The following is a 17760-nucleotide window of genomic DNA, read 5'->3' on the forward strand; positions in this document are numbered from 1 at the left end:
GCTTGTATTTCCCATTGCACTATTTAAATTTAATTACCTGCGTGGGAAGCGCCCTGTTTTACAAAAAATTGAAAATAGATTTACGTTAGTGCAGGCCGTGAGTTAATGTATCTGTGGCAAATAATAGTTTTTCTAATTATAATTTCAGCAGAGTAATTAGGATTTTTCTTACGCTCCTTTTTCATCCAAAATAATTGCTACTTCTAATCATTATTGCTGGTTTAAGTGTTCATAATTTATTAATGTACTAAACACAATGGTTTAATTGCAAAGTAGTACTTTTGGTACCAATAAAACTCCATTGTCAGGCACGAGATTTGGAGGTTTATAATGGTCCTCAACTTGCTAGGTAAAACAACTAATGAAGAACACTAAAATAGATACTATTTTTCGAAAGCTAAATGCTTTGTGCTTGATGTTCCTTTTATCTTCAACATTTTCTTTTTCACAAATAATATACCAGCATAACTTTGGCACCACAACGGGTGCTCAAGCAAATCCTTATACGGTAGCACCTCCTGTTATTGATGCCAATTTGAATACTTCACAATGGCAAGCTGTGGGAGCAACCTACAGTTTTACTGCTGGAAGCACTGGTGCTGCTTTGGCGTTTCCTGCGCCCAGTACTTCGGCACTAAATATTAACCTCACATTTAATGTTGCTGCTGGCTATGCATGCGATATTACGAGTTGCAGCTTTTGGCGGGTACGCAGCGCTACAGGTTATCAAAATTATGCATTAAGCATTAATGGTACCAATGTTACAGCAGGCACGGTGCCAACATCAGCAGCAAATACAGGCTCGCTCACTTGTACTGGTTTTACAGGACTTACTGGCACCGTTACCGTAACGCTTACAGTAAGTACAGCGAGTGCTGGCGGAACCATTCGTATTGATGATTTCACGTTAAATGGCTCTGTATATGTGCCATGTACTTTACCAACCATTACCTTACAACCGGCTAACACCGGCACATGTGCTGGCGGTAATGTACAGTTTGCAACTTTTTGCACCGACCCCACTCCTACTTATCAATGGCAGGTAAGCACCAATGGTGGAATTTCTTACTCTAACTTAGGCAATATAGCGCCATACTCCAATGTAACTAATAGCACAATGGACATTACTGCGGCCACTGTAGGTTTGAATAACTACAGATACCGTTGTGTAGTAACTGCCGGAGGGTGCTCATCAACATCCAATGCGGCTATTTTAAGTGTAGGCACCACGCCAACCATAACCTCACAGCCTGCTAACAGTGCATCTACAGCGGGCAGTAATGTTTTCTTTTATGTTAACTCGCCAAATGCAGCAACGTATCAATGGCAAGAAAGCATAAATGGTGGTTCATCATGGACTAACCTCACGAATGTTCCACCATATACTGGGGTCACATCACATACATTATTCATTAATGGAGTAACTGCTGCGATGAACAATTTTCAATACCGATGTGTACTTAATGGTTGTGCAGCTACTGTATATTCAAATGCAGCCATACTTACTATAGTTGCCGCTACTGGAACTGTATTTCTGCCTGGCGATTTAGTTTTAATAGGTTACGATTCGAAATTTGGAACAGGTGTAGGATGTGGTACCAACACAGCTACAGATATATATTACCTCACCAATTTTGTTGATGTAACTCCCGGCACTCAATTTAAAATAATCAACTCACGATTTGAGGCCGGAGCACCCGCCAATACCAGAACCAATAGGTGGTTTGGTCCCGGTGATAGTGCATATATGGATCCTGCTTATATCAACTTCACCTGGAATGGGCCTGGTAATATTGCCAAAGGAACCATATGGGCCATAAACACGTTGGGAGGTACTCCGTTTAATATCCGATTAAATGGCACATCATTTTTATCAAATTTCTCTACAACAGCTAATAGCCTTTGCAATATTTCAAGCAACGATCCCGATCAGATATTCGTTGGTCAGGGAACCTTCACAGCCTTTGGAACAGCTACTGTAGACAGATATAATTTATTTGCAGGAAAAGTACTTTTTGGTCTTACCAATAAAGCGGCATGGGTTCCGATTACATCGCCCGTATCAGCCGGCAATGGTGGAGCAAACCGCGTTTCGCGGTTGCCAGATGACATAGAATGCTTTAATCTTGAGAGCGCTACTAACCGCGAGGTGTATTATTATATGAATAGTGCAACGCATACCGGTTCGCAACGATCGCTGCTTGGAGCTATTATGAATACTGCTAACTGGGGCACTCCTGCATCTACCGCATGTCTTGACGTTACCGAAGATTGGACCGGTTTTACAGCCTCAGCTACAGGCAAAGTATTTTCTTTGGTTGCCGGTAACCCTGCCGGATTTTGGGTTGGCGATCTTAACAATGACTGGTTTAACTGTCGCAACTGGGAAGGATTAATTGTGCCAGACCCAAGCATTGATGTAACCATACCAACTACCGCCTATAATAATTGCCACATAGATATAAGCGCCTACCCTACTACAGCTGCAAAGTTTTATAACCTGGCTCAATGTAAAAATCTTACTATCAGTGGTTGGAAAGTGCAATTAGCCGGTGATAACAATGATCGTTTACAAGTAAATGGAAATTTATCTATTAACCTAACCGGACAATTGGATATGGATGATGGAAACAATGGCACCAACGATGGTCAAATATATTTGCTTGGTAACTGGACCAATACCACCGGAATGACAAATTTTCAATGTGGCAATGGCGCTGTACATTTTTTGGGAAACACGCTACAAACCATGGCTGCCACAGTATCCGGAGTTGAAGTTTTCGGAAGAGTAATACTTGATAATCCGTTAGGCAATATGGCCATTAATGGATCTTTGCATATTGGTGGCGATTTTAATTTTGTAAATGGCATAGTTAACCCTGTTTCGCTGGCTACCGATGTGGTTGGTTTTTTTGATGATGCTACTTCAACTTTTAATAACATAAACAGCTACGTAGCCGGCCGCGTGCATAAGCGTGGCAATGATGCCTTTATATTTCCAATTGGAAAAAGTGCGCGATGTGCCCGTGCAGCTATAAGTGCTCCTTCGGCAATAAATGCAGAATTCTCTGCTGAGTACTTTAAAACCGGATATGGCACGTATACTATGATATCGCCATTGATAAACGTGAGCAATTTAGAATACTGGATAATTGACCGCGAGAATGGAACCGATACTCCCAAGGTAACGCTATATTGGGAAGATACATATAGTTCGGTATTTACGCCTACTGCCAATTTAGTTGTAGCCAGGCATAATGGTACTGATTGGGAAAGCGAAGGGCAAACCGCCTTTACTGGAAATGTAACTAAGGGGACATTAACTTCTACCTTTGTTTCCAATTTTTCGCCATTTACGCTCGGCTTAATAGATCCAACGCCATTACCAGTTACCTGGCTAACCTTCACAGCTACCAAGGAGCAAGAACATGTGCTTTTGAAATGGAGTGCCATCGAAAACGATATGACTCAATCCTATCAATTGCAACGGAGCAATAATGGAATTAATTATCAGTCGATAGATTACAAAATTGCCACAGGTGGTTTAGTAATCAGCAACTATCAATATGAAGACCAACATCCTTTTAACGGAAGAAATTATTACAAGATAATGCAAACAGATATTGATGGAAGGGTGAGTTTCAGCAATGTGGTAACATTAGATTTTAACCATCAGGAAGTGCCATCGGCCTTCAATACTGACAATGAAATAATTATTAGCGGCCTCAATTCGAAACAAACATATACGATTACCGTTATAGACGCGTTAGGAAAAATAATTACTGTGCAGCAGTCGAATGAATCGAATTTCAGAATTAATACAACAACATTTGCATCCGGAATTTACAATGTAACAATAAACGATGGAAATACGATTCATGTTTTTAAGTCTGTGATTAGGTAAATATTTCCCGCTTATTTTTTTGCTTACTATTCATCGGTGCGATATCACCAGTGAAAATTTATTTCGTTACTTAGGACTAACTGACTAATCTCCATTTTCAACAAAATCAATAATTTGGTCGTGAAAATAAAAAAATTAGTGCAGTGACAAATGACCAAAGTGTCAAAAAATCATGCATCATCTCATTCATAAGTGGGTTTGAAAACTATCAAGCTTATAAGGATTTTCAACATACAACAATCAGCCACTATGCTCTAAGAATTGCAAGAAATTTATGGCCCACCAAATAACTTCTATTAAATTGATTCTATAATTGAATGCATTTTCGCAAAAAACGGTGTCGCTCCTACGGAGCTAAACAACAGGGGTGTTGATTCATTCAATTAACAGGTCGCTCCTACGGAGCTCTATGATTTTTTACTTAGCCATTAAAACGCAAGCAAGTTAGCATCTTAATATAAAATGAAAAGAAAAAAATATAAAGTCCCTGCAGGACGAAATGTTTATACTTATGCAACCAACAAAAAACAGTGACCTCTAAATATAAAAAGAAATTCTCCGTGTTCCTCCGTGTCTCCGTGCGCCCTTGCATTTAATCATCAAAGAATACACACGCAACCTATAAAAAAATGCAAGCCCTATTTACAATCAGCACATATTCATTATTAATTCAAGTGTTTCAAACCTTTTGTATATACGTTTGTTGGGTTTATAATAAATCATATTATGCCACATACTGTATTAATAGCCGGAGGCTCAGGGCTTGTAGGCTCAAGGCTTACTCAACTGCTGCTTGCAAAGGTTACACGGTGCATTGGCTTTCGCACACAGGCAAAAGCTTTCCGGATGTTAAGGTATTTGAATGGAATGTAACCAAGAGGCAGATTGAAGAAAATGCCTTTGAAAATGTTAATACGGTAATTGCTCTTAATGGCTGCGGCATTGTAGACAAACGTTGGACCGATCAGCGTAAAAAAGAAATTATCGATTCGCGGGTCGATGGCATTAAACTGCTGCATGCTTATATTCAGAAAAAAAATATTCCTGTTAAGAATTTTATTTCTACTTCAGCTACTGGTGCATATGGTATAAAGTCGCGCAACGAAGTAAGCGAGCAGGATGCTTTTACATCGGGAGACTTCTTAAGCGATTCGTGCCGGATGTGGGAAGATGCTAACTTAAACGCAACTACTCAGTTAAGAAAAGTGGCCTTGCGCTTGGGCATTGTGTTTACTACAAAGGGAGGTGCTTTGTACGAAATGCTTCGAACATTTAACTTATTTACAGGTGTCACCTTTGATAATGGAAATATGCAAACTCCATGGGTGCATATAGATGATGTGTGTAATGCATTCATTTTCGCTATCGAAAATGAAAACATGATTGGGCCCTACAATTGTGTTTCGCCCGAAACAGCTACCAACAAAACCATTATTAAAAACTTAATGGCTTTAAAAACCAGTTTTTTTTGCATACCGGCTCCGGCCGTTGCTCTTAAACTAATCTTGCAGGAACGCGCACTGTTGCTGTTACAAAGCCTTGTAGTGAAACCTGATAAATTGATAAATGCCGGATTTCGATTTTCGTTTGCCGATTTGTCGGTTGCATTGCGCGACCTTATTAAAAACGAAAAGTAGTTTCAGTATTTACTTTTCGCAGGCTTAATTTAAATTTTCATTTTAGAAATATTGTAAGTGTGCCTTATCATTCTGAATCAAAAGATAAACAATACAAATAACGAATATGTTCCTTGGTTGAAATCTCAATAAACTTTAAAGAAAGAATATGCAAGAAATAGCTCTGTGGTGGCTAAGGCGTGATTTACGATTACAAGATAATGCAGCATTATTTCATGCACTGCAATCTGGCATGCCCGTTTTGCCGGTTTTTATTTTCGATAAAAACATATTGAATAAATTAGCTGACAAGCACGATGCACGTGTTCATTTTATTCATAATGAACTCACAGCATTAAACCAACAACTTAAACAAATTGAAAGCAGTTTGCATGTTGCATACGGAACTCCACTCGAAGCATTAAAACAAATAATATCGTCTTATGAAGTGAAAGCAGTTTTCACGAATCATGATTATGAACCTTATGCTACCTCGCGCGACAATGAAATTGGTGATTTCCTAAAATCTAAAAATATCAGATTTCAAACATATAAGGATCAGGTAATACTTGAAAAAAATGAAGTGCTTAAAGATGATGGTACCCCCTACACCGTTTTCACACCTTACAAAAACAAGTACCTCAAGTTAGTAAATGCTTCGCATTTACAATCGCATAAAACAGAAACGCTGTTTCATAATTTTTTAAAAACAAGCCAACAACCAATTCCTGAATTGCATGAAATGGGCTTTCATAAAACTGCAATAAAATTTCCATCGCGCAATACGAAAAAGCAATTAATTAAAACGTATGATGAAACGCGCAATTATCCTGGAATAGAAGGCACCTCGCGGCTGAGTTTACACTTGCGCTTTGGCACCATCAGCATTAGACAATTGATGTGCGAAGCCATGCAACTTAATCACGTATATCAAAACGAATTGATTTGGAGAGAATTCTATATGATGATACTGCATCATTTTCCGCATGTGGAGCACAATTCGTTTAAGTCCAATTATGATCAGATAACTTGGATAAATAACGAAAAACACTTTGAAGCATGGTGCACAGGCAATACCGGCTATCCCATTGTAGATGCAGGTATGCGTGAGTTGAATGCAACCGGGCATATGCATAATCGCGTACGCATGATTACAGCAAGTTTCCTGACCAAACACCTGTTAACAGATTGGCGCTGGGGCGAATCCTATTTTGCAAACAAACTACTCGACTTTGAACTGGCCAGTAATAACGGAGGATGGCAATGGGCAGCGGGATGTGGAGTTGATGCTGCTCCCTATTTCCGTATTTTCAGTCCCTACGAACAAACTAAAAAATTTGACCCTCAACTTTCTTACATAAAAAAATGGGTGCCCGAATTTTCGGAATTAACGTATGCAAAGCCAGTAATAGAGCATACTGCAGCCAGGCAACGATGCTTACAGGTTTATAAGCAGGGATTGACTATTTCAAGGTAGCCGTTTTTTTGCACCCTGTATGGATGAAATAAATTAAAATTTTAATTTTAATATTTCTATTCCAAATAAACAGCGATTATCCATGATGCTGACTGTTTATATGGCTAATTATGGCTGTTTCATACGCAGTTTATAGCATGGCCACGAAAATTAGTTTCTAACAATCTTTGCGCACCTATGTGATTTTTTTTTACTTCGTCACCCCGAATTTTAAAAGACGCTCAATTCGTCTTTTTGTAAACCTTATAAATTTAAAATAGCATATGCATATTGCAGTAGCAGGCAACATTGGTAGTGGCAAAACCACCTTAACTAGTATGTTGGCTAAGAATATGAAGTGGGAGCCACACTATGAGGCTGTTGACAACAATCCTTACCTCACCGACTTTTACGAAGACATGCAACGCTGGTCGTTCAACCTTCAGGTATTCTTTCTTAACAGCCGTTTCCGACAAGTGATCAACTTTAGTAAAAGTAACAAAACGGTTATACAAGATCGCACCATTTACGAAGATGCTTACATATTTGCGCCTAACCTGCATGCCATGGGACTGATGACTACGCGCGACTATAACAACTACCTTGAATTGTTTAGTCTGATGAGCAGTTTTATTAAGCCTCCCGATTTAATGATTTACTTGCGAGGATCGGTTCCTGCTTTGGTTAATCAAATTCAAAAGCGTGGCCGTTCGTATGAAAATAATATACGCATCGATTATCTTAAGCGACTTAACGAACGTTACGAAGCATGGATTTCGCAATACGATTTAGGAAAGTTAATGGTAATAGACATAGATGAAATAAACTTTGCAGATAATCCCGAAGACATGGGAGCAATAATTGATAAGATAAATGCAGAGTTAAACGGATTATTTAAAACAGTAAAATAAAAAATATAAACGATGGTTAGAAATGCAAATGCTGTTTGGAATGGCAGCGGTAAAGAAGGAAGTGGAACCGTTAGCACACAAAGTGGAGCAATAGACAATATGCAATACAGTTACAATTCGCGATTTGCCGAAGGTACAGGCACCAATCCCGAAGAGTTAGTAGCTGCGGCTCATGCAGGATGTTTTAGCATGAAATTGAGTTTTGTGCTAGGTGCGGCAGGCTTTACGCCTGACGCAATCAATACACGTTGCGAAATAACACTTGACAATGGTGCTGTAACAAAAAGTCATTTGATAGTAAATGCTACCGTGCCGGGTATTGACAAAGAAAAGTTTGAAGCCTGTGTAGCAGAAGCTAAAGCCAATTGCCCCATATCGAAATTATTTACCGCAGAAATTACAAGTGAATCTACGCTTAATTAATAAAGCGTAAGGTAACTACTTGTTGCCTGTTATAAGAAACGATTGAAGTCCTGCCTTTGGCAGGATTTTCTTATTCAATAGCGTTTAGAAAACTACGGTGCCCTACTCCAAAACTTCTCAAAAACTTAAATGCATCTGTGCTTTCACTTTGGTATCTTTTACCCAAAGCTATCGATAGAGAAAACACCACATTGTTGAGCATGTTTTTGTTTGTGTTGTCTATTCCATTGTTGAACCTAACCCGCTGCAATATTGCATAACCAATCATTGGTGTTACTATTCGGCCCTTAGCAATGGTAATTTCTGTTCCCGATGAAATAACTAATTGCCTGTGCAAAAACCCAGTGGTAGAAAAATTTTCATTTTTATAATATTCGCGGTGCAAATCAATGTTATAACCCAAAAACTGTGCATTAAGAGCAAGTTCAAGATTATCGTTTAACTGTACTGCCGCAGAAATGCTTCGCGGAAAAAACGCATTCAATGAAAAGGGATACTTCCTGACATAAAAGCCAAGTAGCGGCAAACAAGGAATACCGGGATTATTTTCGCTACAAACAATACCTGCGTTAATACCGAACGAATTGGAAATCCTGCCATGCCATAGTAAATAACCATTGTAGTTTATTTGCGCCTGACGCACAACAACTTGATCGCCTTGTTGCACAACGCTGGCCCCGCCTACGAACAGGTTTTTTCCACCTTTGAAATAAATAAATCGCAATCCGACTCTTAACTGATATAAATCGTGTGTAAGAAAAGTTGCTGCATAGCGAGGTTGAATAAAACCTGCGCGCACTGCCAATTGGAGGCTCTTGATAGAAAAACGTCCGGCATCAGACCCTTTGCGCACATGATTAATCAAGGGAATCATCACGTTGAGCGCAGTACGATGCTCTGTTATAACTTTTTCTGCATTGTTGGTCAAAGGCATGGAGTAAGAAGAATTTATTGCCAGGGTCGATGTAAAAAATTTCTCCTTTTTAAATTGCGCTATACAAAACGTAGTAAGACAAACTAAGGTGATAGTCTGACATAAGAATATGATCCATTTTCTCATAACCGATAGTAAAAGCACAAAATATGATACGTGCTTCAACAGCAAATATTACATTTGCTGCACAACAAAACAATTTTTAGATAAATGAAATTTGAAAAGCATATTTTTATTTGTGCCAACCAACGCGAAGAAGGCGCTCGCAAAAGTTGCGGCAATGAGCATGGAATGCAATTGGTGCAGGCATTTAAAGCTTCTATCAAGAAACATGGTATAGACTATCCTATACGTACACAAAGGGCCGGCTGCCTAGACGCTTGTGATACCGGACCAACCATTGTAGTATATCCCGATGGAATTTATTATGCCAATGTGCAACTAGACGATGTAGAAGAAATAGTAACCAACCATCTTATAAAAAATGAACCTGTTGAAAGACTGAGATTAAAATGATAAAGAAAATAATTCGTAATGCTCAAATTGTAAATGAGGGTCGGTCATTTTATGGCGATGTTCTGGTGCAAAATGGTATTATAGAAAAAATTGACTCGTCCATTTCGTTACCTGAAGCAGCTACAGAGATAGATGCCGAAAATCTGGTGCTAATACCCGGTTGTATTGATGATCAGGTGCACTTTCGCGAACCGGGACTAACACATAAAGCAAACCTTTATACCGAATCGCGTGCTGCTGCTGCAGGAGGCATCACCTCTTTTATGGAAATGCCAAACACGCAACCGCCAGTATTTACACAGCAACTATTACAACAAAAATATGATCTGGCCTCAACCTCTTCGCTAGTCAATTATTCTTTTTTTATGGGCACATCAAATGATAATTTGGAAGAGCTGCTAAAAACGGATAAAAAAAATGTGTGCGGGATAAAAATATTTATGGGTTCGTCTACGGGTAATTTGTTGGTGGATAATGAAGATGTGCTTGAAAATATTTTTTCGAAAGTAGATATGCTTATTGCTACCCATTGCGAAGATGAGCATACCATTCGCAGTTGCACCGAAGAACTTAAACAAAAATATGGCGATGCTGCCGATGCCCGCATACACCCATTGGTACGTAATCACCAGGCCTGCTACCTAAGCAGCAGCCGAACAATTAACCTGGCCAAAAAACACAATACACGCCTCCACATACTGCATATAAGTACGAAAGAAGAAACAAGTCTTTTTGATAATACCATTCCTTTATCGCAAAAAAGAATTACTGCCGAAGCATGTATACATCACTTGTGGTTTAGTGATAAGGATTATGCAACAAAAAAGAATTTTATAAAATGGAACCCTTCTATAAAAACAGAAGAAGACCGCACTGCAATATGGCAAGCGTTGTTGGATAACCACATTGATGTACTTGCTACCGACCATGCCCCACATACGATTGACGAAAAAAATATGCCCTATTGGAATGCACCATCAGGCGGGCCGTTGGTGCAACATGCGCTGCCGGCCATGCTTCATTGCATGCAACAAGGTAAACTAACGCTGGGGCAAGTGGTTGAAAAGTTTTGTCATGCTCCTGCCCAATGCTTTCAAATTGAAAAACGCGGTTTTTTGCGCGAAGGATACTTTGCAGATATGGTATTGATAGACATGAATAAACCAAGTACCGTAACCAGGGAAAATATTTTATACAAATGCAACTGGTCGCCCTTTGAGGGTCAAACTTTTGGAGCATCGGTCGTGCACACCTTAGTCAATGGCAACCTGGTATACAGTAATGGTAACATAGTAGAAGGCAACACCGGTGAGCGCTTAACATTTAATCGTTAATCATGCAAAAGAAATTGCGTCCACTCTTCTTGCTTTGTGCTTTTTTTCTTTGCGCTTGTGGCAACAATCAGGTTGAAAAAGAAAACGTTATTCCTCCCGACATACTAAAACAAGAGCAGATGGTAGCTCTTTTAAAAGATTTGCAAATGGCAGAAGCGGCCATTTCGCTTCGCAATCAGGATACAACCAATGCTCGCAGCCTTGCCCCGGGAGTTTATAAATTCGTGTTTGAAAAACACAAAATTACCCCTGCCCAATTTGAAAATAATATGAGCTTTTACACTTCGCATCCAGTACTCATGCATAAGGTGTATCAGGAGGTAAGTGATGAGTTGGGAAAATAATTTTATTGGTGTATAATTTTGGTTTTCACGCAAAGCCAAAATTTCTTAAATCATCAATTGACATCTGCACTTTCAAAAATTTTTTTTTTGAGCAAATTATCAGAATCACTGTTTTAATACCACAAATTTCACTTGCCTTTGTATCTCGTTATTGCTTAGTGTGGCAATATAAAGGCCATTTGGCACATGACTGATATCTACAGCCTCTCCAACAGTATAAGTGCCTTTTAGAATTTGATTGCCAATTCCATCGTATATGGTAAGGGTTACTTGCCTGCTTTGCATGGCAGTTGGCAATGCAAAAGTTACATACTCATTTGCAGGGTTTGGAAACGCACTCACCTCATCTTGCTGTGGCAATTCTATTTGATTGGTGAAAATGGTGTTGCCGAGGGAGTCAAATTTTATTAAGGTTATTTGCAATTCCCAATTCGCATCGTACATTAGACCTAACAAGGCTATTCCTCCATCATGAGTTGGCTTGAGCGATTGTTTTCCAAAGTCTAAGCCAGTATTTACCGACCAAAGTGAATCACCATTGGCATTAATCATTCCCAATTTTCTATTTCGAAAAGTAATATACCTATCATTTGAATATTGAGCAAATAAAGTATGTGCAGAGCTATGATTAATGCCATTTGGTACTATCAAAAATGAATACCTCTTTGTCCACATAGTATCACCATTGTATCTATTTACTTTCATTAGCTGCCAATCGTTCCCATTTGTGCAAAACAAATAATTGCTATCGGGTAACATGCAGCCACCGTCAACCGAATACAAATCCAGATCCCATACAGGAGAATTGCCTAATTCACGTTCCCAAAGAACATTTCCAAAATTATCGAGCTTGGTGATATAGTAATTACTATCCGGATCGAAAAATCCAGCACCATAGGTAATAAAATTTCCATCAAAATCCTGCATGGAGCCAATACCCAAATAACAAAATACTGTATTAAACCATTCCATATTTAACAACGAATCAAACTTATGTACATTCGGAGTGCCATCACATGCAGAGGTAGTTAAATATCCACCATCGCTGCACTCGATTAGGCGACTAACATAATTTGTTTTAACCGAATTTGTATTTGTCCAAATTGAATCCCCATTAAAATTTAGTAATGTAAATGTATGCTGACTATTCGGAGGTTGATGGTAATACATACCAGTTGCCAAGAGTAATGTATCTTGGTAAAGTTGAATTCCAGCTAAAAATCCTGGTAAATAATAGTACTTCTTCTTCCAAATCAAGTCTCCGAATTTATCAACGCGAAGTAAAAAGTCATATCCAGCTGAATCTAATGCGATACCAATAATTACAAAACTAGAGTCTGGAAGCTCAATAAATTGGTATGGTTCTTTTGAACCAATATAAGGATACATTTTAGCAAATGTAATTTGTTGGGCTTGCGCTAAATTGATTGAAAAAAAAATTAGGCATGATAGTCCTATTATTACAGCAATATTAATATTTGAGCGTTTCATAAACTGAAATTAATTTAATTGAAACGGTATGTTGATTACATTCCGCTCAGTTATAACTCTTAATATATAATGACCTGTAACAGCTTTTAATCGCAGAATGCTTAGAGTGCCTTTTGCTCCGGAAATTGATAATTCGAAATCACTACTACAATCTTCCCCAACCATATTGTATATTCTATTATCAACCATCTTTTCATCTAAGGTATTTTTAATAGTAACTGTTCCCGTTTCTGTTATAGGATTTGGTTCAATCTTTATTTCTATTTGATTCTTGAGAGACACATTAAGCAACTTTTGTGGTTCCGTATTAATTATTTGTGTTATTATTTGAGCGTTACCGGCACAATTTTCATGACTCATTATTGCCGACCATGTATCTTCTAATCGAAGTATTGTATTGGGAAAAGCAACTAATGCAGGATAGTTTGTTGATAGAATATTTACATCATTTAATCCATATTGAAAATATTGGAAACCAGCATTGATATTTACATTCCCCCATTTAGGCAATTGATTGGAAATATTAAGGTAAGAGTTATATATTGGATCGTAATTATCAGTATTGTCAAATTGTTTGACAAATACTGTTTCAATTTCAGGAAAAAAATGTTCGCCCACATCACCATTTACATCAGGCCATCCATTTGTGCTCCATTCGCATTGCCCTGCAAAAAGGTCGCCAAGCCATGAAGGATCGGTGCAATTACCTGACACGTTGCCAACTGTTCTTAACCAAGGGGTTATGGTTATTTTTTTATTAGAAGAATTATTATCAATACATCAATGGCAATTCGCCTTACCAACTTCCCCAACAAAAAACTATTATTGCACATTCAAATTAATTATGGCTGGAAAAAGAAGACAAGTTGATTTTTTGGTTATAGGCAGTGGAATTGCTGGCCTCACCTATTCGCTCAAAGTGGCGGACAAGGGGAAGGTGCTAATCATAACCAAAGCCAACGAAGACGAATCGAATACCAAATATGCGCAGGGAGGCATTGCTGCTGTTACGGTTGCTTCCGATAGTTTCGAAAAACATATAACAGACACCCTGATAGCTGGCGATGGTGAATGTGATGAGCACATTGTACGCATAGTTGTTACCGAAGGCAGCGAACGTGTACAGGAACTGATACAATGGGGAACAGAGTTTGACAAGAAGCACGATGGCACCTACGACCTTGCCATGGAAGGTGGGCATAGTGAGCATCGCATACTACATCACAAAGATATTACCGGTTACGAAATTGAACAGACCTTACTCGAGCGTGTGCATGCCCATCCAAACATTGAATTGGTAACACACTACTTTGCCATTGATGTAATTACACAACATCACCTGGGTGTTGACGTAAAACGCGGCACACCGGGAATAGAATGTTATGGTGTGTATGCATTAAATCTTAACACCAATGAAATTGATACCATACTTGCACGCGTAACCTTGATGGCCACGGGAGGCGCAGGGCATGTATATAAAACCACAACCAATCCAAAAATTGCTACCGGAGATGGAGTTGCCATGGTATACCGTGCCAAAGGCACGGTGGCAGGAATGGAATATATACAGTTTCACCCAACAGCATTGTATAATGCGGGCGATAATCCATGTTTCCTCATTAGCGAAGCAGTGCGTGGCTTTGGTGGGATATTAAAAAACGAAGAAGGCAACGAGTTTATGCATTTGTATGATGAGCGCAAATCTCTGGCCCCACGCGATATAGTAGCACGTGCCATTGATAATGAAATGAAAAAACGCGGTGAGCCAAATATGTTTCTCGATTGCAGGCATACTGACATCGAAAAATTTAAAGAACACTTTCCCAATATTTATAACAAATGTCTGAGCATAGGAATAGATTGTGCTAAAGATATGATACCTGTGGTACCTGCCTGTCACTATATGTGTGGAGGTATAAAGGTTGATGAGCATGGGTTAAGCAACATAACTTCGTTGTATGCAGTAGGCGAATGTGCAAGCACCGGTTTGCATGGTGCCAACCGACTTGCATCTAATTCCTTGCTCGAAGCAGTAGTTTTTTCGCATCGCGCAGCTATGCATTCGCTATCTTTTTTTAATACCATGCAATTTAAAAACGAAGTCCCCGATTGGAATGCCGAAGGAACTACGCAACCCAACGAAATGGTTTTGATTACCGAAAACATGCACGAGCTTCAAAATGTGATGAGCAATTATGTGGGCATAGTAAGGAGCAATCAGCGGCTAAAGCGAGCCATGGACCGCTTACGCATTATATATGGAGAGACCGAGGCCTTGTATGGCCGCACGGTGGTATCACAAAGATTATGTGAACTGCGTAATCTGATTAATGTAGCTTATATCGTTGTAAAGTCTGCAATGATAAATAATGAAAACAAAGGCTTACACTATAACATAGATAATATACGTTCCTGATTTTGAATTTTGATAGCACGGTTTTTACAAAAAATATTTTCGGCACTTCATTAGATTTTGAAGTTGCTGCAATGGAGCTATTCCATTATCAAGCGAAGCATGTTCCCGTGTATGCAAAATACCTTTCGCTATTAAATAAAAAGCCCGAACAAATTACATCCATTGATGATATACCATTTATGCCGGTACAATTTTTTAAAACACATCAGGTACTTGCAAATGGACGTGAGGCAGAAATCACTTTCGAAAGTTCGTCAACCTCCGGCACTGGTGTGAGCAAACATGGTGTGGCTGATGTAAGGTTATACATGGATTCCTTTATTAACTGCTTTACGCATTTTTATGGCAACCCTGGCGACTATTGTTTTCTATGCCTGCTTCCATCTTATTTGGAAAGAGAATCTTCGTCACTGGTGTATATGTGTAATGAATTAATAAAAAGAAGCAACCATACAGCAAGTGGCTTTTATCTTGATAATTATAAAACGCTGGCATCGGTTCTTAAGGAAATGAACAGCAAAGGAGTAAACACCATTTTGTTGGGTGTAACGTATGCCTTGCTCGACCTTGCCGAGCAGTTTCCACAAACATTAGAAAATGTGATTATAATGGAAACCGGAGGCATGAAAGGTAAACGGCAAGAACTCTTGCGCGAGCAAGTGCATCGGCAATTGCAACAAGCCTTTGGTTGCAGCACCATACATTCGGAATATGGCATGACCGAACTACTTAGTCAGGCATACTCGAGCGGCCTAGGCAAGTTTAAATGCCCGCCTTGGATGCACGTATTAACGTATCAACTGAATGATCCCTTTACTAAATGTAAGCCTGAAGAAACGGGTGGTATTCAAATTATTGATTTGGCTAATGTCTATTCATGCGCTTTTTTGCAAACGCAGGATATCGGAAAAATCCATTACGATAACACGTTTGAAATACTTGGACGACTAGAATACAGCGACTTACGAGGCTGCAACCTGATGATTAATTAAGAAGCAGGCAACCCATTTGAATTGGCATTAAAAAATAGCACCTTTGCGTGCTGAAACATGAAATAATAAGGAGAAAGAAAACAGGATGAAAAATAAAAATACAGCAGACGACAAGTGCAGTTTTTGTGGACGCGATAAGGGGCCTAACACGATATTAATTGCAGGTCAAACAGGTAACATATGTTCGGAGTGTGTGGGGCATGCAGCCAATTTATTAAAAGAAGAAACTTTATCAAAAAGCCATAAATCATTTGCACAAAATCTTCTACTGAAACCTACCGATATTAAACAGCACCTCGATCAATTTGTTATTGGACAAAATCAGGCAAAGAAAGTATTGTCGGTAGCGGTTTATAATCATTACAAACGCATAAATTACAAATCGAAATCTAAAACCGAAGTTGACATTGATAAATCAAATATCATTGTTGTTGGCGAAACGGGAACAGGCAAAACCTTGCTGGCGCGTACCATTGCAAAAATATTAAATGTACCATTTTGTATAGCTGATGCCACGGTAATTACCGAAGCTGGATATGTGGGCGAAGATGTAGAGAGTGTGCTCTCGCGCTTGTTACAAGCTGCTGATTTTGATGTGGCTGCCGCTGAGCGCGGCATTGTATATATTGACGAAATTGATAAAATTGCCCGTAAGGGTGATAACCCTTCTATTACACGTGATGTAAGTGGCGAAGGGGTGCAACAAGGTCTATTGAAATTGCTTGAAGGGTCTATTATCAATGTGCCTCCATATGGTGGTCGCAAGCATCCCGAACAAAAGATGATTGCTGTGAATTCTGAAAACATCCTTTTTATATGTGGTGGTGCTTTTGTTGGTATTGATAAAATAATTCAACGCAGGTTAAACACACATTCACTTGGGTTTAATAAGCAAAAGGATACCGAAAGTATAGATAAAGAAAACCTATATAAATACCTGGCACCAACCGACTTAAAAACTTTTGGACTGATACCTGAACTTATCGGCCGGCTTCCGGTAATTACTGCGCTCGAACCTCTTGACAGGGCAGCACTGCGGGCCATCTTAACCGAACCAAAAAATGCGTTGATTAAACAGTATCAGCAACTTTTCGACATGGAAAAAATCAAACTTGATTTTGATGAGGCAGCCCTCGACTTAATAGTTGATAAGGCTATCGAATTTAAATTAGGAGCACGTGGGTTACGTTCTATTTGCGAAGCAGTAATGTTAGATGCTATGTATGAGTTGCCAAGCGAAAAAAATAAAAACATTCAATTGCTAACCATCAATGATGATTATGTTGCAAGCAAACTGCAACAAGCTAATCTAAATAAAATGCGTGTGGCCTAAGTTGGTACAACAGGGAAACCCGCATGTAAAAAACAACCTGAAGGTTGTTTAGCTTCGAAATAGCTATCGACATTATTGTGCCTACCTCAC

The 17760-nt window shown here is 39.0% G+C and carries 14 protein-coding genes; 11 read left to right on the forward strand and 3 right to left on the reverse strand.

Annotated elements, in window-relative coordinates; genetic code table 11:
- The first annotated feature begins 361 nt into the window (after positions 1 to 361).
- From IPO27_15075 to IPO27_15095, 5 genes are all read left to right on the forward strand, one after another.
- Complete coding sequence (locus IPO27_15075; protein ID MBK8847785.1) at positions 362 to 3904, forward strand: T9SS type A sorting domain-containing protein; 3543 nt, start codon at positions 362 to 364, stop codon at positions 3902 to 3904.
- A gap of 809 nt (positions 3905 to 4713) precedes the next feature.
- Positions 4714 to 5541: a TIGR01777 family protein gene (locus tag IPO27_15080; protein MBK8847786.1), complete on the forward strand. Its 828-nt coding sequence runs from the start codon at positions 4714 to 4716 to the stop codon at positions 5539 to 5541.
- 148 nt (positions 5542 to 5689) lie between these two features.
- Positions 5690 to 6997 (forward strand): deoxyribodipyrimidine photo-lyase, encoded by a 1308-nt coding sequence (locus IPO27_15085; protein MBK8847787.1) that lies wholly within the window; start codon positions 5690 to 5692, stop codon positions 6995 to 6997.
- A 263-nt stretch (positions 6998 to 7260) separates the two neighbouring features.
- Positions 7261 to 7887: a deoxynucleoside kinase gene (locus IPO27_15090; protein MBK8847788.1), complete on the forward strand. Its 627-nt coding sequence runs from the start codon at positions 7261 to 7263 to the stop codon at positions 7885 to 7887.
- A gap of 12 nt (positions 7888 to 7899) precedes the next feature.
- Positions 7900 to 8310 carry an OsmC family protein gene (locus IPO27_15095; GenBank protein MBK8847789.1) on the forward strand — a complete coding sequence of 137 codons (411 nt, stop codon included), beginning with the start codon at positions 7900 to 7902 and terminating at the stop codon, positions 8308 to 8310.
- A gap of 70 nt (positions 8311 to 8380) precedes the next feature.
- Here IPO27_15095 and IPO27_15100 read toward each other — a convergent pair whose 3' ends face one another.
- Positions 8381 to 9370: a hypothetical protein gene (locus IPO27_15100; protein MBK8847790.1), complete on the reverse strand. Its 990-nt coding sequence runs from the start codon at positions 9368 to 9370 to the stop codon at positions 8381 to 8383.
- Between the two features lie 84 nt (positions 9371 to 9454).
- Here IPO27_15100 and IPO27_15105 point away from each other — a divergent pair, with 84 nt between their 5' ends.
- From IPO27_15105 to IPO27_15115, 3 genes are read left to right on the forward strand one after another with little or no spacing between them, the layout of a single operon-like run.
- A complete protein-coding gene (locus tag IPO27_15105; GenBank protein ID MBK8847791.1) occupies positions 9455 to 9760 on the forward strand; it encodes a (2Fe-2S) ferredoxin domain-containing protein in 306 nt (101 codons plus the stop codon).
- A complete protein-coding gene (locus IPO27_15110) occupies positions 9757 to 11094 on the forward strand; it encodes a dihydroorotase (GenBank protein MBK8847792.1) in 1338 nt (445 codons plus the stop codon). Before IPO27_15105 ends, IPO27_15110 begins: the two co-directional genes overlap by 4 nt.
- A gap of 2 nt (positions 11095 to 11096) precedes the next feature.
- On the forward strand, positions 11097 to 11438 hold the full coding sequence (locus IPO27_15115; GenBank protein ID MBK8847793.1) for a DUF4296 domain-containing protein: 342 nt from the start codon (positions 11097 to 11099) through the stop codon (positions 11436 to 11438).
- Between the two features lie 105 nt (positions 11439 to 11543).
- On the opposite strand, the gene IPO27_15120 is transcribed toward IPO27_15115, so the two are convergent.
- Both IPO27_15120 and IPO27_15125 read right to left on the reverse strand, forming a co-directional pair.
- Positions 11544 to 12929, reverse strand: a complete 1386-nt coding sequence (locus tag IPO27_15120) for a T9SS type A sorting domain-containing protein (GenBank protein ID MBK8847794.1) — start codon at positions 12927 to 12929, stop codon at positions 11544 to 11546.
- Positions 12930 to 12938: 9 nt separating this feature from the next.
- A complete protein-coding gene (locus tag IPO27_15125; protein ID MBK8847795.1) occupies positions 12939 to 13643 on the reverse strand; it encodes a hypothetical protein in 705 nt (234 codons plus the stop codon).
- A gap of 130 nt (positions 13644 to 13773) precedes the next feature.
- Here IPO27_15125 and nadB point away from each other — a divergent pair, with 130 nt between their 5' ends.
- The 3 genes from nadB (at position 13774) to clpX (ending at position 17670) form a co-directional block, all read left to right on the forward strand.
- Positions 13774 to 15345 carry an L-aspartate oxidase gene (nadB, locus tag IPO27_15130; GenBank protein ID MBK8847796.1) on the forward strand — a complete coding sequence of 524 codons (1572 nt, stop codon included), beginning with the start codon at positions 13774 to 13776 and terminating at the stop codon, positions 15343 to 15345.
- A gap of 71 nt (positions 15346 to 15416) precedes the next feature.
- Entirely contained in the window at positions 15417 to 16337 is a 921-nt protein-coding gene (locus IPO27_15135; GenBank protein ID MBK8847797.1) for an acyl transferase, read from the forward strand.
- An 85-nt stretch (positions 16338 to 16422) separates the two neighbouring features.
- The gene (gene clpX / locus IPO27_15140) at positions 16423 to 17670 is read left to right on the forward strand and encodes an ATP-dependent Clp protease ATP-binding subunit ClpX (GenBank protein MBK8847798.1); all 1248 of its coding nucleotides are present in this window, start codon (positions 16423 to 16425) and stop codon (positions 17668 to 17670) included.
- The last annotated feature ends 90 nt before the right edge of the window (positions 17671 to 17760 follow it).

This window comes from Bacteroidota bacterium, assembly GCA_016714535.1.
Classification (GTDB): Bacteria; Bacteroidota; Bacteroidia; order AKYH767-A; family OLB10; genus JADKFV01.